Origin of the sequence: Arthrobacter pigmenti, from assembly GCF_011927905.1 — a bacterium.
Lineage (GTDB): Bacteria > Actinomycetota > Actinomycetes > Actinomycetales > Micrococcaceae > Arthrobacter_D > Arthrobacter_D pigmenti.
This window is the reverse complement of the sequence record NZ_JAATJL010000001.1, coordinates 745,823-769,964: the sequence shown is the minus strand read 5'-3', so window position 1 is coordinate 769,964 and position 24,142 is coordinate 745,823. Positions and strand designations below refer to the sequence as shown.

At 63.7% G+C, this 24,142-nt stretch carries 21 protein-coding genes; 12 read left to right on the top strand and 9 right to left on the bottom strand.

Annotated features, from left to right (window positions below):
* Positions 1-9 precede the first annotated feature (9 nt).
* Positions 10-591: a phosphoribosylglycinamide formyltransferase gene (gene purN, locus BJ994_RS03660; protein ID WP_167991581.1), complete on the bottom strand. Its 582-nt coding sequence runs from the start codon at positions 589-591 to the stop codon at positions 10-12.
* Positions 592-845: 254 nt separating this feature from the next.
* Here purN and BJ994_RS03655 point away from each other — a divergent pair, with 254 nt between their 5' ends.
* A complete protein-coding gene (locus BJ994_RS03655; RefSeq protein ID WP_167991578.1) occupies positions 846-1,259 on the top strand; it encodes a hypothetical protein in 414 nt (137 codons plus the stop codon).
* A gap of 47 nt (positions 1,260-1,306) precedes the next feature.
* Here BJ994_RS03655 and BJ994_RS03650 read toward each other — a convergent pair whose 3' ends face one another.
* Together BJ994_RS03650 and BJ994_RS03645 are read right to left on the bottom strand one after the other, a co-directional pair.
* The gene (locus BJ994_RS03650) at positions 1,307-2,563 is read right to left on the bottom strand and encodes a cell division protein PerM (RefSeq protein ID WP_167991576.1); all 1,257 of its coding nucleotides are present in this window, start codon (positions 2,561-2,563) and stop codon (positions 1,307-1,309) included.
* A 69-nt stretch (positions 2,564-2,632) separates the two neighbouring features.
* The gene (locus BJ994_RS03645; protein WP_167991574.1) at positions 2,633-3,385 is read right to left on the bottom strand and encodes a TSUP family transporter; all 753 of its coding nucleotides are present in this window, start codon (positions 3,383-3,385) and stop codon (positions 2,633-2,635) included.
* A gap of 40 nt (positions 3,386-3,425) precedes the next feature.
* Here BJ994_RS03645 and BJ994_RS03640 point away from each other — a divergent pair, with 40 nt between their 5' ends.
* The 3 genes from BJ994_RS03640 (at position 3,426) to BJ994_RS03630 (ending at position 6,147) form a co-directional block, all read left to right on the top strand.
* Positions 3,426-4,052: a DUF1684 domain-containing protein gene (locus BJ994_RS03640; RefSeq protein ID WP_167991571.1), complete on the top strand. Its 627-nt coding sequence runs from the start codon at positions 3,426-3,428 to the stop codon at positions 4,050-4,052.
* Positions 4,053-4,121: 69 nt separating this feature from the next.
* Positions 4,122-5,288, top strand: a complete 1,167-nt coding sequence (locus BJ994_RS03635; RefSeq protein WP_167991568.1) for a glycosyltransferase — start codon at positions 4,122-4,124, stop codon at positions 5,286-5,288.
* A 34-nt stretch (positions 5,289-5,322) separates the two neighbouring features.
* The gene (locus tag BJ994_RS03630) at positions 5,323-6,147 is read left to right on the top strand and encodes an MSMEG_6728 family protein (RefSeq protein ID WP_167991566.1); all 825 of its coding nucleotides are present in this window, start codon (positions 5,323-5,325) and stop codon (positions 6,145-6,147) included.
* On the opposite strand, the gene uxaC is transcribed toward BJ994_RS03630, so the two are convergent.
* The gene (gene uxaC / locus BJ994_RS03625) at positions 6,137-7,555 is read right to left on the bottom strand and encodes a glucuronate isomerase (protein ID WP_167991564.1); all 1,419 of its coding nucleotides are present in this window, start codon (positions 7,553-7,555) and stop codon (positions 6,137-6,139) included. The two genes, BJ994_RS03630 and uxaC, sit on opposite strands and share 11 nt — an antisense overlap.
* Before the next feature lie 239 nt (positions 7,556-7,794).
* The gene (locus tag BJ994_RS03620; protein ID WP_167991561.1) at positions 7,795-8,850 is read right to left on the bottom strand and encodes a substrate-binding domain-containing protein; all 1,056 of its coding nucleotides are present in this window, start codon (positions 8,848-8,850) and stop codon (positions 7,795-7,797) included.
* 243 nt (positions 8,851-9,093) lie between these two features.
* On the opposite strand from BJ994_RS03620, the gene BJ994_RS03615 reads away from it, so the two are divergent.
* The 5 genes from BJ994_RS03615 to manD all read left to right on the top strand — a co-directional run bounded on the left by BJ994_RS03615 (position 9,094) and on the right by manD (position 16,046).
* Positions 9,094-10,134, top strand: a complete 1,041-nt coding sequence (locus BJ994_RS03615) for a TRAP transporter substrate-binding protein (RefSeq protein ID WP_167991560.1) — start codon at positions 9,094-9,096, stop codon at positions 10,132-10,134.
* Between the two features lie 83 nt (positions 10,135-10,217).
* Positions 10,218-12,107: a TRAP transporter large permease subunit gene (locus BJ994_RS03610; protein WP_167991559.1), complete on the top strand. Its 1,890-nt coding sequence runs from the start codon at positions 10,218-10,220 to the stop codon at positions 12,105-12,107.
* Between the two features lie 51 nt (positions 12,108-12,158).
* A complete protein-coding gene (locus tag BJ994_RS03605; protein WP_167991558.1) occupies positions 12,159-13,307 on the top strand; it encodes a M24 family metallopeptidase in 1,149 nt (382 codons plus the stop codon).
* Positions 13,308-13,411: 104 nt separating this feature from the next.
* A complete protein-coding gene (locus tag BJ994_RS03600) occupies positions 13,412-14,806 on the top strand; it encodes a mannitol dehydrogenase family protein (protein ID WP_167991557.1) in 1,395 nt (464 codons plus the stop codon).
* A 10-nt stretch (positions 14,807-14,816) separates the two neighbouring features.
* Positions 14,817-16,046, top strand: coding sequence for a D-mannonate dehydratase ManD (gene manD / locus BJ994_RS03595; RefSeq protein ID WP_167991556.1), 1,230 nt, complete (start codon positions 14,817-14,819; stop codon positions 16,044-16,046).
* A 75-nt stretch (positions 16,047-16,121) separates the two neighbouring features.
* Here manD and BJ994_RS03590 read toward each other — a convergent pair whose 3' ends face one another.
* Together BJ994_RS03590 and BJ994_RS03585 are read right to left on the bottom strand one after the other, a co-directional pair.
* Positions 16,122-16,802 carry a PIG-L deacetylase family protein gene (locus BJ994_RS03590; protein WP_245192242.1) on the bottom strand — a complete coding sequence of 227 codons (681 nt, stop codon included), beginning with the start codon at positions 16,800-16,802 and terminating at the stop codon, positions 16,122-16,124.
* A 17-nt stretch (positions 16,803-16,819) separates the two neighbouring features.
* Positions 16,820-17,350, bottom strand: a complete 531-nt coding sequence (locus tag BJ994_RS03585; RefSeq protein WP_167991554.1) for a ferritin — start codon at positions 17,348-17,350, stop codon at positions 16,820-16,822.
* 124 nt (positions 17,351-17,474) lie between these two features.
* Between BJ994_RS03585 and BJ994_RS03580 the strand changes: the two genes are divergently transcribed.
* Positions 17,475-19,082 (top strand): stealth family protein, encoded by a 1,608-nt coding sequence (locus tag BJ994_RS03580; protein WP_167991553.1) that lies wholly within the window; start codon positions 17,475-17,477, stop codon positions 19,080-19,082.
* 1 nt (position 19,083) lies between these two features.
* Here BJ994_RS03580 and BJ994_RS03575 read toward each other — a convergent pair whose 3' ends face one another.
* On the bottom strand, positions 19,084-19,995 hold the full coding sequence (locus BJ994_RS03575) for a phosphodiesterase (protein ID WP_167995826.1): 912 nt from the start codon (positions 19,993-19,995) through the stop codon (positions 19,084-19,086).
* A 168-nt stretch (positions 19,996-20,163) separates the two neighbouring features.
* Entirely contained in the window at positions 20,164-20,757 is a 594-nt protein-coding gene (locus BJ994_RS03570; protein ID WP_167991552.1) for a TetR family transcriptional regulator, read from the bottom strand.
* 87 nt (positions 20,758-20,844) lie between these two features.
* On the opposite strand from BJ994_RS03570, the gene BJ994_RS03565 reads away from it, so the two are divergent.
* The gene (locus tag BJ994_RS03565) at positions 20,845-22,278 is read left to right on the top strand and encodes an APC family permease (RefSeq protein WP_245192241.1); all 1,434 of its coding nucleotides are present in this window, start codon (positions 20,845-20,847) and stop codon (positions 22,276-22,278) included.
* The gene (locus tag BJ994_RS03560) at positions 22,278-23,972 is read left to right on the top strand and encodes an amidohydrolase (protein WP_167991550.1); all 1,695 of its coding nucleotides are present in this window, start codon (positions 22,278-22,280) and stop codon (positions 23,970-23,972) included. The genes BJ994_RS03565 and BJ994_RS03560 overlap by 1 nt, the downstream gene beginning before the upstream one ends.
* Positions 23,973-24,142: the final 170 nt, after the last annotated feature.

Below are 24,142 nucleotides of genomic sequence, written 5' to 3'. Positions count from 1 at the left end.
TGCGGGTCGCTACCGCTGCTGAGTGGATGGGGTGAGGGCCAGTTCGCGAAGGGTTTCGATGAGGAGCAGCCGCTCCTGGACCTTGATGCGTTCGTGGAGGGTTTCCTCGGTGTCCCCCTCCAGCACGGGCACTGCAGCCTGGGCGAGGATGGGCCCGGTATCGATGCCGGCGTCGGCGATCATCACGGTGCAGCCGGTGATCTTCACGCCGTAGGCGAGGGCATCGCGCACACCGTGGGCTCCGGGGAAGCTGGGCAGCAGCGCCGGGTGGGTATTCAGGTACCGGTTGGGGAAACGGTCAAGGAATCGCTGGTCGACGATGCGCATGAACCCTGAGGAGATGACGTAATCGGGTTCGAAGCCGGCCGTTTGCGCTGTGAGTTCGGCGTTCCATTCAGCACGGCTCGCGTGGGACTTGAAGTCGACTACGAACGTGGGGATGCCGGCTGCTGCGGCACGCTCCACGCCATAGGTATCCGGACGGTCGGCCCCCACCGCCGCGATCTCCACGGGTAGGTCCCCATCCTGCACTGCGTCGATGACGGCCTGCAGATTGGACCCGGACCCGGAAACAAGGACAACGATGCGCATGGTTTCAAGGGTATCTGCAGGGACCCGGTGCGAGCGCCAGCGAGCATTTGGAGTTGAGGTGCACCAATCGCGCGGCTTTGGAGGCAGCAAGAGCGAGTCGAACGGCGACACGCCGCGACTTCACGGCAATCCGGGACGCAAAGCCGCGAGATCTCGAACAGGTGGGTATCGGTCGAGGACCCCGACTTGAGCGCCGGATTGGCCCGGAGCAGAAGTGGGCGCGCACTTCGCCGCGGAACGCCTAGGGTTAACCCATGACCCAGCCAGGCCCCTCCGCCCCACCGAAGCAGCCGAAGCAGCCGGAAAGCAACAATTCGACCCGCACGCTGCTCCGCGTGTTCATGCTCCTGCTCCTCGGCACCCTGCTGGCTTCCAATTTCCCGCTTCCGTGGAAGGTGTTGGGGTTGATCTTCGGCCTCGCATCCGTCACGGTCGGCGTCCTGGCACTCGTGGGGTTGGTGAAGCAGAAGGCTCCGGCGGTGCTGCGGGTTTCGACGACCGTGGGCCTCGTCGCGTCGCTGTTCCTGACCCTCGGACTCGGAGCGGCCATCCTGCTCTGGCCCGTCACCGAACGCTACGAGGACTGCACGTCGCGTGCCCTCACAAGCCAGGCTCAACGCGAGTGTGAAGACGGCCTCCGCAACCTTGACGGCTTCTTCAACCAGTAGCCGCGAAACCCAGTAGCCGCGGCAAACCAGCGGCCCCTGAACAGGGCTTACCGGTTCTCGCGCTCCAGCAGCGGACCGGCAGCAAAACCGACGACGACGCCGACAGCCACTTCAGCGGCCACCCACAGTCCGGTCCACAGTGGGTCCGGTCCAAGCTCAACGAACCGCCCAATGCCGGCCGACGCACCGGAAAGCAGTGCGAGCACGGCAGCACCCAGCCCTGCCATGACGCCGATGAAGGCACCGAGGGTGAGCGTGGAGGCCGTTGCCGTGAACCACCTCGCGTGCGTCTTCAGCTGCAGCCACTCATCGAAGTGATTCTCACCTTCCCGGAAGAACCACAAACCCGCGAGCACCCCTGCCACGACCGGCAGCGCGAGGGCCGCCATTCCGTAGTCCAGCGTTCCTGACGGCACAGCGCCGAGAATCGGGATGGCCGGAAGCGGGCCAGCCGTGGTTGCCAAGGGCGTGATGGAACTGCCGGTTCCGAGGGCAAACCCCGCACCGGAGGACCAGGAGAGCGTCCAGATGGCGAGGTTCGGAAGGAAACCCAACTGGCCGATGGTGACCACCGCCCCGCCAACTATCCCCGCGTCCAGCCGCTCGTAGATGGTTGCGATGCTGGCCCAGTGAATTGCCAGTGTCACAGCGAGCAGGAGCGCGGCCAGGCCAAGCGCGGCGACAACGGCCAGGAACGAAGCCCTGAGCGCGGACCATACGTAGGAGCCCGCCCAGCGGGAATGCTGACTGGTGGTTGAGATCCAGTCAGCGAGATCAACCCCGATAAGCCTCCCCCAGGATCCCGCCTCCTGGTAAGCACCGATGATCATGCCGAGCCCTGACGCGATGAGGGGCACCGAAGCGCCAGCAGCAGGGGAAGCCGAGGTGGCGCCGTCGTCGGCTAGAAAGGCCGCTCCAAACCCGAACGCGGCGTACACCACGAGTGCGCCGAGGAGTGCCTGCCACAGCTGGTCGGTGTAGGAGGCGCGGGCAAGCCTGCGTCCGGCGCGCCACGCGAGCAGGAACGGAAGGAGGGTGAGCGCAAGCGGGACCGCCCAGAGGGTGCCCGTCCCGCCGTCGGGCAAGGTGATTTCCAGGGGCACTCCGTGGATCACGAGCCACGCCTGGGCGGCAAGCCGAAGAGTTCCCAAAGCCTCCCTGGCAGCGAAGCCGCCGGTCAGCCAGACACCGGCCAGGGGAATCACGACGACCAGCGCTGAGACCACCGCTGCCTGCCCCAGTTCGAACGCGCCCTGCAGCCACAGGGGCATCGGCACAGCTCGGGGTTTGGTGGGAAGTCTCATCCCTTCAATGGTGCCACCGGGATGGGCAGGAGCCCCTCAACGACTCGGGCGAGCTGGCTCACGCGGAGGCTAGCCGACGAGGTCGAAAATCCCGTTCACGAACGCCGTGGCCGCCCCCAGGAACGCGATGATGATGACCGCGAAACGGGCGTGCCGGTCGCGGATGAAGCGGGCCAGCTGCTCGCCGGCGAAGATTCCGACGACAATGGTCAGCGGAATCACTACCCACATCCAGGCATCCAGTGGAGGTACCTGCGTGGGATCGATCAGCAGTTTCACAGTGACGGTCACCGTGCCGATGACGGCGAAGAACGGCTGCAGTGTGGCGGCGAAGGGCCGCTGCGGCCAGCGCGATAGCAGCGCGTAGGCGCTCACGGCCGGCCCGCCGACCCCGGCCATCGAGTTGGTAAGCCCCGCCGATATCCCCGCGACCGCCTTGGGCACGTTGCCGGCAACCACCACCGAGGAGCGCTGCATCACCAGCGAGAGGGTCAACGCCACAAGCACGACGGCGCCGACGGTCACCGCGAGCGGAGCGCTGGGAAGGGCTGCGGCGGCAATCGAACCGGCAACGGAACCGAACACGGCGGGGACCGTGAGCCAGCGGAACATGCTCCAGTCGATGTCCCGCCACACCCGGGGAACGATCAGCGCGGAGGAAACCACCCCGCAGATATTGATCAGCAGCACGCCCTCGTGCGGACCGAGGATCAGCACCAGGAAAGGGGACACGAGTAGCGCGAAACCCAGCCCCGCAATGCGCTGCGCAACGGCACCGACCAGAATGAGGCCGAGGACCAGCAGGAAAAGGGCAATCGTCACCCTAGATACAGTACGCCGAGGCAACCGTTAGGGTGGCAACATGAACCATGCAGCAACGGCCCTGCACACGGCAGACTGGCGTCGTCGGGTGTTCGCCCTGTACCAGGAGGTTCGGGACGCCGCAGCGGACGGATCGCCGGCGCTCGCCCACGCCCACTGGCGCACCGATCGGGACCGCCTGTTCGCCAGCCACCCGGCGTCGCCCCTCCCGGCCGAGGCACGCACACGGTTCACCGGCCTCTCGGTGGCGGCCTACAACGCCGATTACCGGTTCGAGGCGACGATCGACGACGACGGCGCCGGCCAGCTGATGGAGGTTCCCACCGGAACTGACGGCGTAGTTCCTTTCGAACGGCTGGGCAGCGTGGTGCTGGACGGCCTCGGATCGTTGGCACTTTGGCGATTGAAGTCCTACGGCGGCGGGCTTTTCCTGCCGCTCCGGGACGGCTCGTCCGGCGCCGGCGGAAGCTATGGCGGCGGGCGGTACCTGCTGGACACGGTCAAGGGAGCGCATCTCGGCGAGCGCGAGGGGCGCCTGATCGTTGACCTGAACTTCGCGTACAACCCCTCCTGCGCCTACGACGAAGCGTGGGCCTGCCCCCTGCCCGGCCCGGACAACCGGCTGGGCCCGGCACTTCCCGTCGGAGAGCAGTACACCGCGTATTAGAGGCACTGTTCACCCGGATGCAACCTCCTGCTCGCCGGTTGCACAGACGCCGCTGGCAGGATCTGTGGCGTGAGAGTCGCAGTGGTTGCCGAATCTTTCCTTCCGCACATGAACGGGGTGACACACTCCCTGTTGAAGGTGCTGGAGCACCTGAGCAGCCGGGGCGACTGTTTCGAAGATGTATTGGTGATCGCGCCGTCGTCGTCGTGGTTGGACGAGAAGTCCCCTGCGACGGTCGAGGGCTACCCGGTTGTTCCGCTGCCTTCGTTCCCGCTGAAGGGCTACCCGACCGTGCGGCTGGCGGCAGGCACGGTTGCGAGGGTCCGACGGACCCTCGCGGACTTCGCTCCCGATGTCGTCCATATCGCTTCCCCTTTTGTGCTCGGGTGGCGGGCGGTGCAGGCCGCGAATCAGTTGGGACTGACGACCGTGTCCGTCTACCAGACGGAGATACCCGCCTACGCCGCCCGCTATGGCGTGCCCTGGCTTGAGAACGTGCTGTGGCAGCGGGTGGAGAACATCCACGCCCGTTCCACACTGACGCTGGCGCCGTCGTCGTTCGCCCTGAATCAACTAGGAAGCCGTGGCATTCCCCGGTTGCGGCTGTGGCGCCGAGGGGTGGACACCGCCCGTTTCACTCCGGCGAAGCGGGACGGGCAGTGGCGGCGTTCGGTGGCGCCGCCGGGGTCGCGGATCATCGGATACGTGGGCCGGCTGGCTGCCGAAAAGCAGGTGGAGGACCTCGCCGGGTTGGACGCCATCCCGGGTACGCGGCTGGTGATCGTCGGGTCCGGACCGGCCAAGGATTCGCTGAGGCGGAAGCTGCCCGGAGCCGTTTTTGCCGGCTTCCAGACCGGGAATGAGCTGGCGCGCATCATGGCCTCGTTCGACGTCTTTGTGCACCCGGGCGAATCGGAGACGTTCTGCCAGACCATTCAGGAAGCCATGGCTTCCGGAGTCCCCGTGGTGGCGGTCGGACGCGGTGGTCCGCTGGACCTGGTCGATTCCTCGCGGACCGGCTGGCTGTATGAACCGGGAAAGCTGGATCAGTTACACGCCGGAGTCATGGACCTGCTGGGTGATGACACCAAACGCCGGGCCTTTGGCAGGGCGGCGTATTCCGCGGTTCAGGGACGCACCTGGCCAGTGCTGTGCGAGCAGCTGGTGTCCTACTACGCCGAAGCAGTCGACCTGCACAGCAGGACGCATTCTGGACGCTACCGCGCTGTGCGATAGGAAGCAGGCTTAGGACATGTGGCACACTGGCCGCATGCAGACCTTCCTGCCCTATCCCGACTTCGCGGCAAGCGCGGCCGTGCTGGACCAGGCACGGCTCGGAAAACAACGGGTCGAGACCCTGCAGATCCTCCGGGCCCTCGTGCTGCCCGATTACGGCTGGCGACGCCACCCCGCCACCCGCATGTGGATGGGTTACGTCCCAGCCCTCGCGGTGTACGGATTGGCGATGGTCCGGGAGTGGGTCTCGCGCGGACACGCGGACAGCACAGCTGCCTTGATCAGCGAGTTCGCACCGGATTCCGCTACGGCGTTCAACGCCGGCGCCGGGCCGGAACCGGCGATGCCGCCCTGGCTCGGCCAGACGGAGGTGCACCTGAGCCACCAATCCAACCTGATACAGAAGGCGCCGGACTTCTACCGGGACCGGTTCCCCGGCATCCCCGAGAACCTGCCCTACAGCTGGCCGGAGCCCGAGCTCGAGCTGATTCCGGTTGAGCCCGTCGGTTCGCGCCTGTGGATCTGGCACGGCCCGGTGGACTCTTCCGACGGCGACGCGCTGCACCTGGCGAACCATCCCCCGGCCGGTAGGGCAGCGCCCAAGTGGTCGCGACAGTACACGGCATTCACGGAACTTGCACGCGTTGGAGACGCTGCCGCCGTCGTCGTTGATGGTGGCGCCCGGCTGCAGACGGGCACGCTGGGTGCGCTTTCAACGGACGACGACGGCGCCCAGGCGGCGCGGCGGCGCATCAACTTCTCGGGCTGGCTGCGGCGCACGGATTTTGCGTATCCGGCGCTACTGCAGGATCCGCGGCGGTTCTATGCCGTCGAGGCGCCTGCTGACATCAGACCTTGAGCCTGAACGTGTCCACAGGAATCTTCTCCACCAGGTCCTGAACGATCCGGTGTGCGTCCTCTTCGCTGAGCTGATGGGTGGCCACCAGACCCGCAAGGTAGCCCGCGTCCAGGCGGCGGGACATATCGTGGCGGGCGGGGATTGAGCAGAACGCACGGGTGTCGTCAATAAACCCGGACGTCTTGTAAAATCCGGCACTGTCAGTGGCTGCCCCCCGGAAGCGGTGAATGGCTGCGGGGGTATCAATGAACCACCAGGGCGCACCGACATAGACCGACGGATAGAAACCAGCCAAGGGCGCAATCTCCCGTGAAAAGGCAGTCTCGTCCACGGTGAAGAGGACCAACCGGAACGAAGGGTTGGTACCAAAATCGTTCAGGACCCGCTGAAGTGGCAGCGTGAAGGCGGTGGTGTCCGGCAGATCGTGGCCGGTGTCCGGACCATACTGATCCAGTGTGGGCTTATGGTGGTTGCGGATAACTCCGGGATGTAGCTGCATGACCAGTCCATCCTCCTGCGACATCCGAGCAAACTGGTAGAGCATGTTGCGGCGGTAGGCCACCGCCTGATCGGGAGTAATGGTCCCTGCCATCCCCGCCGCATGGAGCCTTTCCGCCTCAACGTCCTCCAACGGCAACGCCCATGCATCAGGGACACCGGTGTCCGTTGAAGTGCAACCATGCTGCTTGAAAAAGGCCCGCCGGTTGCGGAGTGCTGACAGCAATCCGGCATACGTACCCGTATCGGTGTTACTTGCTTCAGCGAGCTCCTCCAGCTTCGGCAACCACGAGCTGTGGTCGGGCGTCATATATGCGTCAGCGCGGAATGTGGGGATCACCCGGCCCGCGAACGAAGGATCGTCCGCGAGTGCTGCGTGTGCGGTGAGATCGTCGGAAGGGTCATCCGTCGTCGCAAGGAGCCTGAGGTTGAACCGTTCGAGGAGGGAACGCGGTCTGAATCTCTCGGTCAACAAGGCGTCGCTGATCTGGTCATAGATGCTGTCCGCGGTCTGGGCTGACGGCTGTTCCGTTATCCCGAACAGTTCCGCAAACTCGCTTTCAAACCAATAGTGCACCGGCGTGCCAAAGAAAACGTGCCAGTGTGCGCAGAAGGCACGGAATACCGCCCTTCCGTCTGCTGCGGATGCCTTTCCCTTGCGTGTGACACCGAGGTCATCAAGCGGTATCCCGGAAGCGTGCAGCAGTCGAACCACGTAGTGATCGGGCGTGATCAGCAGCTCGGAGGGACCACCGAAGTAATCGTTTCGAAGCAGAAGTTCTGCGTCGACGTGGCCGTGGGGCGAGTAGATCGGCGCTTCAGCCACTGACTTGTAGAGGGACCGGGCAAGGGCACGGACCGCTGGATCGGCTGGCAGAAGACGGTCGGGATGAGGTGCTAGCGACGGCATGGATGAGTCCTTAAGGTGCACTTGGCTCATAGAGCTTTAATGGTCGTATTGCTGGAACTGAGGGCGCCGGCATGCGGCCTCAAGACGCCCGGCGGGTCAGACACCGAATCGGCAATGAACAAGCAGACGAGCTGGTGAACAGTAGCCGAATTGGGATCGGCGGCAATTGAGAATCGCACTCCGCAATTGTGATTCCCCCCACTCAGTCTGTCAACCGGTTGCCGCTCGGTTGCCAGACCTCAGCGGGGTGGAATGCGAACCTTGCCGGTCGAGCCGCGAATTAAGAGTTCGGTGGCCAAATCACCGATATCGCCGGCTCCCTCCGTGGCACCGACCGCACGCAAAACCAGCTCAATGGCCGAAGCCCCCATCTCGGCAAGTGGTGAGCTGATAGTCGTCAGAGGCGGAGTAGTAAAGTCCGAGCCGAAAATGTTGTCGAACCCGATGATGCTGATGTCATCAGGCACGTCTTTTCCGCCTCCGACCATTTCCTGCATCAACCCGATCGCCACCAGGTCGTTGTATGCGATAACGGCCGTCGCCCCGCTTTCCAAGACCTTCATTGCGGCCTTTCGCCCACCCTCCACGGTGGGAGCGGAACCTCCGATTGGGACGGCAGAAATATTGCTCCAGTTGCACCGATCGTTAATGATTTCCCAGCGCCGCCGAGACATCCACGACCGCTCCGGGCCGGCAACATAAGCGACCGACTTATGGGCCAACATAAACAGATGACGGACGGCTTGGGATATCCCGGTTTCTATATCAGCCATCACGCTCGGCACATCGGCTACCTCACGGTTGATTACCACCACCGGCTTGGACTGGGAGAGTTGACGAATTTGATCATCGCTCAAGCGTGATGTGGCTAGCACCACGCCGTCCGCTACCGCCAGCAGCCGCTGAGCAGCCAACAACTCGGTCTCCGGCGATTCGGCGGACTCGGCCAGCACCAAGGTGTAGTCGCGGGTTGCAGCCGCCCGTTCGGCGCCGCGTGCGATATCAAAAAACACCGGATTAGTGATGTCAGCAACCAGCAATCCTATGGTCTTCGTCCTGCCGGTCGGAAGCGCCCTCGCAACCGGATTCACCCGATAATTCAGGGCCTTCACTGCATCCTGGACCTTTTTGTCGGTCTTGGCGCTGATGCGGCCGGGTTGACTCAAGGCACGAGAGACAGTCGACGCGTTAACCCCAGCCAGCTTGGCGACGTCGTAAATAGTCGCGGCCTGCCGACCCTCCCGGCCCACGGCGGACGGGCCGCCCGGTACCGGTGAATTGGATTCAGTTCTCACAGCTTTCCTTTGCAGGTAGAGCGTCCGTCGGCTGGAGCCGTTTCAACGCGATCGAGGCTATCGGTTGCCATCCAGCTTAGCGACACTCATGCTCAGCATTGGCCCTCAAGGGGAACGCAGTCTGGTGAGTGAAGAAAATCTTCGAACACTAATGTTTGACAACCGGTTGCACAGGTGTAATCCTAATCACACCAACGACGTCAGCAAGTCCGCGGCTATGCCGCACTGACAAAAGGAGCTGTAATGAGGTCACGTCTTGCACCTGGGCACCCAGGCATGGGGATAGCAATTAGCTCTGTTGCCGTTGCCGTCGTGCTCGCCGGATGCGCACCATCCACCGGGCAGGAGGGGGGCGGCGGCGAGGTCATCGAGTACAGGGTGGCGACAATCGAAGGTGTCGGTACGCCCATGAATGACGCATTCGAGAGGTTCATCGACGAGGTGGAAGAGTGCTCGAATGGCCGCCTGGTGGGCAGCAACTTTCCGGCCGGGCAACTCGGCGGATTCATCGATCTGATCGACGGCAACCGTCAGGGCACCTATGAGATCACCAGCGGCGGCTTTGATGTGGAGGGTCCGGGCGCTCCCATCGTTTCGGCATTGTCCCTTGGTTACGTGTTCGAGGACGAAGAACACGTCGAGCGGGTAATTGAAGAAATGCAGGACGAGATGTCCGAGCTGCTGGAAGAGTCTACTGGTGTCACCATCCTTGGCATGGGTGAAGATGGATGGCGCTGGACATTCGCCAGCCGGCCAGTAGAGAACATCGATGACCTCGAAGGGTTGAAGATCCGGGTCCCCGAGGCGGAGATTCCGCTCGGACTCTGGAACGCCCTGGGAGCCAACGCCACTCCGGTTCCGTTCACGGAGATTTATAACGCACTGGAGACGGGCGTCATCGAGGCTGGCGAAGGCGCGGTCGCCCAGATCGAGGCCAACGCCTTCTGGGAGCCGGCCCCCCATCTGACCAATACAAAGCACTGGTTCAATATCAAGCCAATTCGCGCCAACGCAGACTGGTTCAACAGCTTGGACGAAGAACTGCAAAATTGCTTGACCGAGGTTGGGGAACGGGTCTTCGCTGAAGCGCGCCAAATGAGCCGGGAGCAAGAACAGGCGACGCTTGAGGAGCTGGAGGCCCAGGGCGCCACCGTCATCCCGGAACCGACGGATCTGGACGAATGGGAAGCCCGCGCACAAACCTACAACGAGGAGTACTTCGCAAAGTACCCCGGGTCAAAAGAGTTCATCGAGCAGGTCAAGTCGCTTGCAACCAGCGACTGACTCGGTATTAACCAGGAGAGGTAAAGATGACAACTAACGCCATGAAGGGTGCGGAAGCCGACCTGGCACCGACGAAGTCAGGCGTGGAACTGCGGGAAACGGTTGTTGATCCGAGCGAACAGCTTCCGGCAGCTGAGACACCAGCACGCGGCTGGTTACGTCAGTTCGATCTGGGCCTCGACTCGATTGGTGCCTCACTGCTGATAATCATGGTGGGAGTCACGGCTCTACAGATCGTGATGCGTTACGTCTTCAATGCGGCCCTGCCGTGGCCGGAAGAAGCCGCGCGCTGGGCCTTCCTCTGGCTGGTCATGCTGAGTGCAGCGACTGCCACCCGCCATGGAAGTCACATCCGCATGACCACGCTGGTGCACTGGTTGCCCCGTTCTACCTGGCGGTACACAGACCTGCTCGGCATAGGGCTCTCGGCCGCTTCCCTAACCCTCATCGGGTACTTGGGCGTCAATTTGATGCGGGAAACCACCGCGGTGGCAATCAATCTAGGCATCTCGTACAGCTGGCTGTACCTGGCGCTACCTGTCGGGGCCACCCTTTCCCTGTTAGCCCTACTGCGCGCCCACGTCAGAGATACCTTCAGAGGCTCGGTCTTCCTGGCAGTGGCAGGGGGCGTCCTCTTCGCCTCCCTGGTGGCGTTCTTCGTCAGTGAGAGCATCCTGGTGATCTTCGACACCACAGCCATCGCCGTCACTGCCTGCCTGGTGTTGCTGCTGCTTGGTGCCCCGGTCGCCCATGCTCTCTTGCTTGGCAGCGCCATCGCCTACGAAGCCGGCAGGTTGCCCGAGATTGTGATTGCCAACAATTTTGCCAGTTCTGTCAGTACAAACTTCGTGATGTTGGCTATACCGTTCTTCATTCTCATGGGTGCGTTGATGAACGCCAGCGGCATCACCGCTGCGCTTATCCGCGTCGCAGTTGCTTTCGTTGGGCACTGGCGGGGCGGGCTGGGACAGGTCAATATCCTGACGTCCGCAATGCTTGGCGGTCTTTCCGGCTCCAGTTCTGCCGATACCGCCATTGTCGGCAAGACACTCGTCGGTCCGATGGAAAAGACCGGCTACAGCCGCGAGTATGCAAGCGCCATTACGGCGAGCGCGGCCATCACAGCGACCTTGATTCCGCCGTCCATTTCTTTCCTGATCTATGCTTCTCTGGCCGGCGTGTCTGTTGGGGCGCTGTTTATGGCTGGCATTGTTCCGGGTTTACTGTTCGCGGCAACGCTCATGGTGGCCGTGTGGTGGCTCAGCGGGCGGGGCAAAAATAAGGTGGACTCAGTTGACAAGGCGCCTTCCCGGGAAAGGCTCACATCCCTGCTCTACGCTACCCCCGCGTTTGCGTTGCCTCTCGGAATCCTGATGATGCTCCGAGCCGGCGTCGTGACAGCAACAGAGGCCGGCGCGGCGGCATGTATCCTGGCCCTGCTCCTCGGTTTTCTAGTTTTTCGCAAGCTCCGAGCCTCAGGCGCCTGGGAATCTGTGCGGGAAAGTGCCCATGATACCGGCGTCATTCTGTTCTTGTTGGCAGCCTCAGGCCCACTAGCGTGGATTCTCATTGCCGAAGAGGTACCGGCAAACCTGGCAGAGGCGCTGACCGATATTGAGAACCAGACTCTGCTAATGCTGGGCATCGTGCTATTCCTTCTCATGCTCGGGTTGATTCTGGAACCGCCCCCGGCGATGGTGCTGATCGTGCCGGTGCTCGCACCATTGGCAGCCGCTGCCGGCATCGACCTGATTCACTTGGGTGTGGTCCTGGTGCTGGCAATTATGATCGGACAGCTGACGCCCCCGGTGGGCGGCCTTGTGTATATCGCCGCCACCGTCACCAAATCGAAGGTGGGCCGGGTGTTTTGGGAGATCAGGTGGCTATACGTCCCAATGGGCGTTGTCCTGCTATTGCTAACGCTTTTCCCCGCCCTCTCGCTCTGGCTGCCCCAGGCGCTGGGTTTCCAGTAATCCTCGGCGACTCCCTACCGCCTATCCATTATTTATTCTGAGGAGGATTTCATGCGGCTTGATCCCCCGCCGACGACCCCCGAATCCGAGCATCGCCGGCGCATTGGTGCCGTTCAGGAAGCCATGAAGCGCGAAGGCTTCAAGCTGCTGATCGCTTATGCAGACTGCTGGCGCACCGCTAACGTCCGCTATTTCACCGACTTCCGACCGGTCGATGGCGTTCATACCATCGCCCAAGCCGTCATCGCGCTTCCCGCCGAGTCAGACCCGACGCTCTTTACTGGTGACGGCTGCCTCGACTATGCCGCCAGCGAGACAGCATTCGATGTCGCCGAGCTGGAGCATCTACCCCTCTACCTGCGCCGCCATCTCAACGCAGATGGCCGGGTTGCGCTGGCCGGGGAGGAACAGATTCCTGTGGGGTTGCACCGCACCATCGCTGAGGCCATTGCTCCTGCGCCCCTTGTCGCCTCCAACTTGCTCGCGAAAATCAAGGCCGTAAAGAGCCCTTGGGAGCTGGAGCAGCTGCGCCATGCGGCGGTGCTGACGGATCTGGGCATGGAAGCGGTGCAGCAAGCGGTGTCGACGGCAGGCCAAGTCACCGAGCGGCAACTCGCCAGAGCGGCTGACGTGGCGATGATCAACGCTGGTGCCGACACACCGGCCTACCTGTCCATGGTGCAGGCCGGCCCTCGGTCCGCCTTCAGCCTAGCCTTGCCCACCAACCGCGTGCTGGAGCGGGGCGATCTCGTCCTGACCGACATCGGGGCTCGCTACGGCAATTACGTGGCCGACGGTGGGCGAGGATTCGTATACGGTCCGCCCTCCGGCCAGGCACGCGAGATAATCGACGCCGCTGCCGACGCCGTCGAAGCCGGCTTGGCGGCTGCTCGACCAGGTATCTCCGCTGCCGATCTCAATGGAGCGATCCAGGCCGTTCTGATTGAGCGAGGATACGCCGAGTTTTCCGGTGAGGCGCGAGGCCGCGGCACCGGCCATGGAACCGGAATGGACCCCGAAGAGGAGCTTCCGTGGATCGGGCCGACGGACCATACCGTCATCGAACAGGGCAGCGTGTTCACGCTCAAGGCCACCATCAATCACCCGCAGGTGGGTGGGCTGCGAACCGAGCGCATCGTCCACCTAGGCGCAACAGGACTGGAGTTGCTGGACACCTTCCCGATGCGCAACTTTTGGTAGTCCGCAGTCGCACAGCTGATCTTAGGCGTCGCGCCTGTGTGCGGCTTTGTGTCTGATTTGCAGCGTTACCTTGCTGTTGGTCTTACCTCGGGAGGAGTTAAGTGATGACTGGAACGAACAGACCGCCCATAAGGATGGTGCACCTTGGCCTGGGGGCGTTCCATCGGGCGCATCAAGCTTGGTATACGCATCAGGCCAACGAACTCTCGGGGAGTCGTCCCTGGGGAATTGCCGCTTTTACCGGCCGCAGCCCGCGGGCCGCCGAATCCCTCACCGAACAGGACGGACTGTATACCCTGCTCATCCGTGACCGGAACGAGGACCGCGCGCAGGTCATCTCCTCCATCGTTGAAGCGGTGGACGGCAACAACGGCGCCCGCTGGCGCGAGCTGCTGGCTACTCCCGACACAGCGGTTCTCACTGTGACCGTCACGGAGGCCGGGTATCACCATCACGGCACCAAGGGCCTGGACTACGGAAACGCGGAGGTCGACGGCGATATTCGTCTCCTGCGCTCGTCGAAACCCGCAACCCGGGCAGCCCGTTCAGCACCAGGGCGGATAGTGGATGGGCTACGGGCGCGCCGGGACGCAGGCGCCGGCCCACTTGCATTGGTCAGCTGTGACAACCTGAATCACAACGGGGATGTCACCCGCACGGTGGTCCTGCAGATGGCCACGTCCGTAGACGAAAACCTTGCGCACTGGATTGATGCCAATGTTTCCTTCGTTTCCACCATGGTGGACCGCATCACCCCCGCCACAACGGCTGCCGATTGTGAAACCGCTTCCCGCCTCACTGGCTTCCCGGACCGTGCACCCGTGGTTACCGAGCCATTCGCGGAATGGATCCTGGCCGGCGAATTTCCGGCGGGACGACCTGCATGGGAACTGGCTGGAGCCCGCTTTGTGGACGACATTAGACCGTTCGAGGAGCGGAAATTGTGGCTGCTCAACGCCGGGCACTCCCTGCTTGCCTATACGGGAATGATTCGCGGGTACCAGACGATCGCAGACACAATGAAGGATCCTGAATGTGTAGAACTGCTGGAGGAGCTGTGGTCCGATGCCCGCCCGGTACTTCCCTTCTCCGCAGCGGAAATCGACGCGGGGCTGCAAGACCTGCGCACGAGGTTCCAGAATCCGAGAATCGAGCATCAACTCACGCAAATAGCTGCGGACGGCAGCATCAAGTTGCGGATGCGCTCGATTCCCGTCATTCGTAGACGCCTTGCCCAGGGACTGGATCCTGGTCGCGGCCAGGCGGCGCTCATCGCAGCCTGGCTCCGGTGCCTTCGCAGTCCCCATATTGACTTCCACGACCGGGGAGCGGACTCCCTGGTCGGTCGACGCGACGATGGTCCAGCACATTCATCGGTTGACGAACGCAGTGCGCTCGCCCTTTTGGATTCCGAACTGGCCAAGTCCCCGGAACTGGTTGCCGCCGTCGTCCTCGCAGCAGAGCGCCTCGGCGCTGCAACAGCATCAACCTCATTCTGAAAGGACCCCCGTGAAAATCACCTCCGCAGAGGTCATCGTCACCAGCCCGAGCAGGAACTTCGTCACGCTCAAGATCACTACGGATGAGGGCATCACCGGACTGGGTGACGCCACCCTCAACGGCCGCGAGCTGGCCGTCGCCACGTACCTCAAGGAGCACGTCACCCAGCTCCTGATCAACCGGGACCCGCACCGTATCGAAGACACCTGGCAGTTCCTCTACCGCAGCGCGTACTGGCGCCGCGGCCCCGTGACCATGGCCGCCATTGCCGCCGTCGACATGGCTCTGTGGGACATCAAGGGCAAGGCCGCCGGGATGCCTGTGTACCAGCTGCTCGGAGGTGCATCGCGGACGGCGCTGCGCACCTATGGCCACGCATCCGGCCGCGACCTGCCCGAGCTGTTTGACTCCATCCGCCACCACCTCGAAGAGGGTTACAAGTCCATCCGCGTGCAGACGTCGGTACCCGGCATCAAAGCCCTCTACGGCGTGGCCGCTCAGGCGCAGGCCACCGGCGAGCGCTACGACTTCGAGCCTGCGGGCCGCGGCGCCCAGCCCACCGAGGAGGACTGGGACACCCGGGCGTACCTGCGTCACATCCCCACGGTCTTCGAGGCCGTCCGGAACGAGTTCGGGCCCGAACTGCCGCTACTGCACGACGGGCACCACCGGATGACACCGATCCAGGCTGCGAAGCTCGGCAAGTCACTTGAGCCGTACGACCTGTTCTGGCTCGAGGACGTCACTCCTGCCGAGAACCAGGACTCCTTCCGGCTGATCCGCCAGCACACCACCACTCCCCTGGCCGTCGGTGAAATTTTCAACACCGTCTTCGATTTCCAGACGCTCATCAAGGAACAGCTCATCGACTACGTGCGTGCCGCGTCGACGCATTTCGGCGGTATCTCGCCGCTGAAGAAGGTCATGGATTACGCGGCGCAGTATCAGATCAAGTCAGGCTTCCACGGGCCCACGGACGTCTCCCCTGTCGGCCTTGCGGCGCAGACCCACGTTGGTTTGGCGATCCACAACTTCGGCATCCAAGAGTACATGGAACACAGCGAGAAGACGAACACCGTCTTCGAGCAGTCCATGACTTTCACGGATGGCTTCCTGCATCCGGGGGACAAGCCCGGTCTCGGCGTCGAGCTGAACGAGGAGGCAGCGGCGTCGTTTCCGTATCAGCAGGCGTACCTGCCCTACAACCGTCTGTCCGACGGCACGGTGCACGACTGGTAGCAAATGGAGCAGTCCGGACATCGTTTCAAGCAAGCCCGAGTCCGGCGGCGGACCCACCTGGCCCGCTCGCAGCTCCTAGAGCCCGATCAGCTCGAACCCGACGCTCGGACCGCCCTCGCCGCGCCCTGTCGCCCAGCGCACCTGCTCGGTAGCCTGCTCCTCTACGGGCCGGCTGTCCAGCGCGCGAAGGTACTGCTCGTGGGCGGCGAGGGACAGAATCGCTTTCTCGACGCTCTCCTCGCTGACCGGCATGGCGTGCGTGGGACTCATGCTCATGATCGCCGTCCACTTGACCTTGTGGGGTGGGCCGTCAAGGTCAGGGAAGATCCACTCATTCGCCGCGTCCGCCACCGCATTGAGAACCGATCGCCCCAGCGCCCGGTGATCCTCGGAATTCCAGGTGCCGGGCCCCCAGGAGTCGCCGTGGTTCAGGGTGACGACGCCGTCGGGCTGGTGCCGTCGGATGACTTCCGCCAGATCGCGGCGGAGCTGCAGCGACTCCATGATCCGGCCGTCCGGATAGTCCATGAATTCCAGGACCTCGGCTCCCACCCGGTCGCAGGCGGCGCGCTGCTCAATCTCGCGGGCCGGGCCGCTCTCGCTGGGCGGCATTCCGGCGATTCCGGCTTCGCCCCGGGTGGCAAGGACGTAGCGCACCTCCTTGCCCTGCGCGATCCATTCGGCGACGGCGGCGGACGTGCCGTACTCGGCGTCGTCGGGGTGAGCCATCAGGACCAGCGCCCGCTGCCAGTCCATGGGGAAGGTCTCCATGGCTACAGCGCGCCGCCGGCGGTGGGCGGCATATTCGGGTCATTACCGGCGTCGCCCACGATCTCCCGGGCGAGGAAGTTCTCGACGTCGAACAGGTTGTCCGCGCGCTGCACGATGGCCAGCAGCGTGGACATCGATGCCACTTCCTCGACCTGCTCCTTGAGGAACCACAGCATGAACTGCTCACCGAGCGCATCATTCTCCGAGCGTGCCTGGGCAAACAGCGCCTCGATATCCCGGGTTACCTGCTTCTCCTGCGAGAGCGCGAGCGCTACTGGATCCTCCACCGAAGAGAAGGTGTTCCGCACTTCCTCGACGCCGGGGATCTGTACCTCATGACCGCGGTCCAGCATGTATTGCACCAACATCAGCCCATGGTTCCGCTCCTCGAGGGACTGCCGATAGAAGTGAGCGGCAAGCCGGGGAAGGTCCTGTCCGTCGAACCACACCGCGATGGCAAGGTACTGCTGGGATGCGGCGAATTCGTTGCCGACCTGCTTGCTCAGCAGGGTGGTGAAGGTGTGCCTGGCCATGGTGCCCTTTCGTTGTAGAGCCTCCGCGATAGCATGCGGGGGCTTCTCCTAGGCAGGCTTATCATTGGAGCAGCACCCGCGCAAGCTCTCAGCCTGCGGTGCCGACCCCGCTGAACTTTCCCCGATGGAGGATCCCATTACAGATACCGCCGCCCAGCATGATGTGTACTTCGGCGCGCCCGAAGTGGAGAACGACGTCGAACTCCTCGAATCCGCCTCCACCGCCGCCGTTGAACGACTGAACGACCGCGACGACATCACTACAGTCAAGCGCCGGTTCGCCCTCATCAACACCGATACAACGCCGCATCAGGCGATGGTGGAGGATCTGCTGTTCATTCGGGAAGCGCTGGAGCGCGCCGAAATCGAGTACCTGCTGGTGCGCGGCAATGACGAACGTCCCGTAGTCGCCGTCGATCTGAAATACCGCGAGCAACTAAGGGTTGCCCTCGTGGAGGCCTGCCGGAACGAGCCCTTCTACTCCCGCACCGTGGACACGAAGCGGCGCACCACCCTCCTTGTCGCTGACGGCTCCCTTTCGCCCAGTGACAAAGCCCGTATCTTCCGGTTGTTCCGGCCGCGCATCGAGCCGATCGGCGGCCTGACCTTCGGCCCCTCAGCGGGCGTGCAGATAGAGCTGTGGTCCCTCGACGGGAACCACATTGTGCTGCCGATGGAAAACTCCCTGACCCGGCGCACCTTGCCGTCCAACGAAGTGGTGCGCGGCTCGGTCACCCGCCACGGCCTGGTTTGGCCCACCATCGACAACATGTTCGCGGACCACGCCACGGACATCGACTTCGAGATTGATCTCGTCTTCTCCTGGGTGGACGGCAGCTCACCGGAGTACCTGGCCGCACGCGCCGCCCGCATGAAGGACGCCGTCGTAGGCGAGGGCGATGACCATGAGGCACGCTACCGGCAGATCGACGAGCTGAAGTATGCGCTGCGCTCGGTATACATGTTTGCGCCGTGGGTCCGCCGAATTTTCATCGCAACGGACTCGGACCGCCCGGAGTGGCTCGTGGATCATCCCTCGGTGACGCTGGTCCGATCAGAGGAGCATTTCAAGGACCCGTCCGTACTGCCCACGCACAATTCGCAGGCCGTGGAAGCCCAGCTCCACCACATTCCGGGCCTCTCGGAATACTTCCTCTACTCCAATGACGACATGTTCTTCGGCCGTCCTGTTGGGCCGGACATGTTCTACTCCCCCGGCGGGATCACCAAGTTCATCCAGGCAGACACCCGAATCGGGCTGGGCGAGAACGACGCCGAACGCAGCGGCTTCGAAAACGCTGCCCGGGTGAACCGGCGCCTGCTGCATGAGCGTTTTGGCCGCATCACCACCCGCCACCTCGAGCACACGGCGGCTCCGCTGCGCAAGAGCGTGCTGTTCGAGATGGAAGAGGAGTTCGCTGAGGAGTTCGCCTCGACGGCCGCCTCCACCTTCCGTGCGAAGGACAACATCTCCGTCACCAATTCGCTGTACCACTACTACGCGCTGCTGACCGGCCGTGCCGTGACGCAGGAATCGGCGAAGGTCAAGTACATCGACACCACCATGCGCTCCGGCCTGCGTAGATTGCACAAGCTGCTGGACAAGCGGAACGCAGACCTGTTTTGCCTCAACGACGGCAGCTTCCCCGAAGTCCCCGCCGAGGAGCGGGCAAAAGCCGTCACGGATTTCCTGGAGAAGTACTTCCCTGTGAAGGCGCCCTGGGAGAAGTAGGTCAGACGCCCGTCAGCTCGCGTGCAGGCGCCGCGTCCTCGATCCGCACACCGGCGGCTTCGAGGCGGCGGCGCGTCTCTTCACGCGGCACGGTCTCTCCGACTGCCTTGTGGGTGCCGATGGGTACCACCGAATTGACCACGGTGTCCTCATACACGTGGACCAGGTTGTAAGCCTGCGCGCCGTCGCGGCCGCGGGTGCCGCCGTCGTCGTACGCCAGGTCCTGCGTGTAGCAGGTGGCCGAGGCAACCGACACGGGGATGCCCGCGAAAAGCGCGCTGGTTGAGTAGTGCAGGTGACCCGCCAGAATGGCGCGGACATCAGTACCGCGTACGACGTCGGCGAGCCGGCTTTGGTCGCGCAGCTCCACCAGGACCGACAGATCCTGGATGCAGGGCACCGGCGGGTGGTGCAGGGCGAGGATGGTTCCGGCCGGCGCAGGCGTGAGCAGTTCATTGGCCAGCCAGACGAGTTGCTCGTGGCTGATCTCGCCGTGGTGGTGCCCGGGAACCGTGGAATCCAGCGTGATGATGCGCAGGCCGTTGACCAGGTAGCTGCGGTCCACCGGTGCTGAGTCTGCCGGCTGGCCGAGGAGCTCCGTGCGGAAGGTTGCGCGGTCATCGTGGTTGCCCATCGCCCAGATCACCTCCGCGCCCAGCTTGTGGGCTGCCGGCTCCACGATCGCGCGGAGCTTCGCGTATGCCTGAGCCTCGCCCTTATCCGCGAGATCGCCGGTGAATACAAGCGCCTCGGGCCTGCAACCGGAGGCTTCCAGTTCGGTGAAGATCTGCCGGAGCCGGGCCTCGCTGTCCACAACCCCATAGAGTGGTTCAGCCCCGCCCACCAGGTGGGTGTCGCTCATGTGCAGGATGAAATGCTGCGGCCGCGGATGCTCGGCCGTCCGGAAGTTCATGATCGCCTTCTCGATAGCTCGAATAGCTTTCACTTCATTTAACCTTCATCAAAGCAGAGAGATTCCTGCCAAGAGATGAACATCACACGGCGAGTCTGTTAATACTTCGCCTGTTCAATCATGCGCAGCCCACCATGAGACGGCGGGGAGTCAGCCATGAGAACATCCTCATGAACAACCGATCTGCATGGCGAAGGCAAGCATCGCTTCCCGCGCCAGTTGGACCGTGACCAGAGAGTTCCCCGCCACAATGTGCAGCCCATAGGCGTCTTCAAGTGCCACCAGGTTCATGGCCGCCTGGGGCACGTCGATCGTGACCGCGAACTCCCCCGTTGCATTGCCACCCTCGAAGATCCGTTGATACGTGGAGCACTGACGCAGGTACATCTTCTGGACCAGCGAATCGTGCAGTTCGGAGGTGCCTGCCATGAAGTCGAACTCATACAGCAACCGCATCAGCGCATCATCCGGCCCGCTGGGCAGGCCTGCGTCTATTGCGACGCGCAGCTTACCCGCCGCGGTTTCCTGCTGCGAGATCAACTCGTCGCGGCGGTCGCAGAAGCGCTCGGTTCCCGCCCGATGGGCTTCGACCAGCAACGCGTCAAGATCATCGAAATAGTAGAGCAGCGCCCCGCGCGTCAGCCCCGCCTTCTTCGCTACATCTGAGAGGGAAAGAGTCCGCAGGCCCTGGGCAGACGCGGCTTGCAGGGTTGCTTCGACGAGTTCTGTTCGACGCTGCTTCTGGGTGTTCGGCCTGGCCACTCCTTGACACTAGCCGATGTGAGCTGCCACACTCCAATGGTTATTTGACACAGGCGTCAAAAAACCTGTTCCCACGATTGGATGTCCATGAAGAAGCCTCCCAACGCCGTCGATACGCCGCCCGCAGCCGCAGGTCAGTCCTACACGCCCTCGTTGTCCCGCACACTGGGTGTCGGCGGCAATGTTCTCATCACGCTCTCGTCCATCTCCCCCGCCTCGAGCGTCTTCATCCTCGGCGGCGCGGCACTCACCGCCTTCGGCACCGGTGTCTTCTGGGGATTCCTGATCGCAGGGATCGTGAGCATCCTGATCGCGTTCTGCTACGCGGAGCTGGCCTCCGCCTATCCAGTCGCGGGAGGCGACTACTCGCTTGTCTCCCGCGCCCTCGGGCCGGCATTCGGCGTCGCGACCTTCCTCATCAGCCTGGTATCACTCCCGCTGATCATCGCCGTCTTCGCGCTGGGTGTAGCCGACTACCTTGGCGTCGCCATCGCCGGCCTGTCGTCGCAGCAGACGGCGCTCGTCGTCGTCGTAATCTGCACTGTTACGGCTTGCTTCAATATCCGGGCCAACGCCTGGCTCACCGGTGTGTTCCTTTTCATCGAAATGGCGGCGCTCGCGTTGCTGGCCGTGCTCGGGCTGATTCACATCGAGCGTCCCGTCACCACACTGTTTGATCCCCAGACCCTCGACCCGGCGACCGGAGGCCTTGCTCCCCTGGCCATCGCCGGCCTGATGATCGCTGTGACGCAGGGAATCTTCTCCTACAACGGGTACGGCGGTGCGGTCTACTTCGCCGAGGAGACGAAGAACCCCTCACGCGCTGTCGCGAAGGCGGTCCTCTGGAGTGCAGGCATCACCGTTGCCTCCGAACTGATTCCGCTGACGGCCATCCTGCTTGGAGCCTCCTCGCAGGAAGCGCTCTTCGGGTCCGAGCTTCCGGTCGAGGCCTTCCTTGCCGATCGCGCCGGCGATGCCGTGACCCTCTTTGTCCTGCTCGCCGTCGCCTTTGCGATTATCAACGCGATCATCGCCATCGCCCTGCAGGCCGGCCGGCTTCTCTACTCGGCCGCACGTGACCGCGCGCTGCCTGAACCGCTTGCAGCACGCCTGCGCTGGGTCAGCCCCAAGGGCCAGAGCCCCGTTATCGCGACCTCGGTGATGGGCCTCATTGCCTTCCTCGCATGCTTCGTGCCGCTGGACGTCCTGCTAACGGCCACCGGTTCCACGCTCTCCTTCAGCTACCTGTTCATTGCACTGGCTGCGGTCAATCACCGCCGCCGCGATCGCACACGCCCGGGCTACCGGATGCCCTGGTGGCCGTTACCGCCGCTGGTCTGCATCGCAGCGCTGGCACTGGTGTTCGTCATTTCCTTCCTCGACCCGGCGCAGTGGCTCAGTCTCGGCATTTCGGTGGGCTTCGTCGTCGCCGGTTTCACCTACTACTACCTCTACCTCAAGCCACGCAGCGGGACGCACCTGCTGCTTCTGGACGCCGTTTCCGAGGAGGACTCACGCTGATGCTGGACCTGTTGCTGCACAACGGAATTGTGCGGACTTTCGATACGCCCGGCTGGGCGCAGGCGGTCGGGATCGCCGACGGACGCATCAGCTGGATCGGGGATGACGCCGACGCACCTTCCGCGCGCCGGAAGTTGGATCTTCACGGACGCCTGCTCACGCCCGGCATCATCGACAGCCACAATCACCTGCTGCTCGGTTTCGATGCGGACGCCGTGAGCCTTGAGGGCGCGGACTCGCTGGCGGAGGTGCGCCGCCGGATCGCTGATCACGCGGAAGCCCGGCCCGACCTCGACTGGATCTGTGCAGAGAATGCCGTCTACTCGGTGGTTCCGGGCCGGCGGCCGAACGCCGATGACCTCCGCGGCCTCACTCAGCGGCCCGTGTTCATCACCACCTATGACCAGCATTCCGTCTGGCTGAACGACGCCGCCATCCGCCTTCTCGGCATTGACAGCGGGGCGAGGATCCACTGGGGAAACCCGGAGTACGACGACGGGCGCCCCACCGGGTGGGTCACCGACTTCTACACCAGTGCAATGACCTCCGCCGGGCTTCGAGGCCTGCAGAGCGACATCCCCCTGTACTCTCCGGACCGGCGGTACCGGCGCCTTGCCTCGAGCCTGGAGATGGCAGCGGCTTACGGAATCACCACGGTGGTGGAACCGCAGGTCCCATTGGCCGAACTGGACCTGATGTATCGGGCGCGTAAGGAAGGCCTTGTACATTCGAGGGTCATTACAGCCCTCTTCCACCCGGTGGATGCGGATGCTGCCTTCCGGCGGGATCTCCGCGAAGCCGTGGACAGCGCACCGGTTGACCCCATGCTTCGGCTCGGACCCGTAAAGCTGTACGCCGATGACGTGGTTGAACCGCACACGGCCGCCATGCTCGCCGACTACGCGAACCAACCGGGACACCGCGGGAAGCCCACTCTGCCGCCCAACGAGTTCACCGCGATGCTCACCGAGCTGGACCGGCTTGGCTTCCAGACCCACACGCATGCCACGGGCGACTGGGGCATCCGGCTTGCCCTTGACTCGATCGAGCACGCCCAGCGCGCCAACCGGACCACTGATCGCCGCCACGGGATCGTGCACGTCGAGTGCCTGCATCCGGATGACCTGCCACGTTTCGCAAGCCTGGGCGTGGTGCCGGCGATGCAACCGCGCCACTGTTCGCCGGACCTGGTGGCCGGGACGTGGATGGATAACGTCGGCGAGGAGCGGTGGGACCGGGCATGGCGCCTTAGGTCGCTCGCGGCGTCCGGTGCCCGGCTGGCGTTCTCGAGCGACTGGCAGGTGGGCGAAATGGATCCGTTGGTAGGCCTCTACAGTGCCATGACCAGGGCAGGGCTCGACGGCGGCTCGTCCTGGACACCTGATGAGCGCCTCGATCTGGACTCATCCCTGCGGGCCTACACCCGGGGCGGCGCCTGGGCCTGGCACGCGGAAGACACCCTCGGTGTCATCCGTGTCGGCGCCCACGCGGACCTCGTGGCGTGGTCCGCGAACCTGTACGCCCTTGAGCCGGGTGAGCTGCTCGCCGAGCGTGCGGACCTGACCCTGGTTGGCGGCGAAGTTGTACACGATGCGCTGCACGAGCTGACTGGCACGCCGCCGGTGTCAGCGGGGACGAGGCCGCACGCGCCGTCGTCGTCGTTGTCCACTTGTGGGCACGGCGCCCACCACTGACATCGGCCAGGCAGAACACGCCGCTTCACACCTTCCCGCGCGATTCCGTGCAGGTCTGCCGCCCAAGACCCGGCGAACAGCGGCGTGTCGTGAGTAACACGCCGGTTCAGCCCGTCATACCTGCACGGAATCATCGCCCTGAGCATTCAATAACGGCGTGTCCTGCTTGT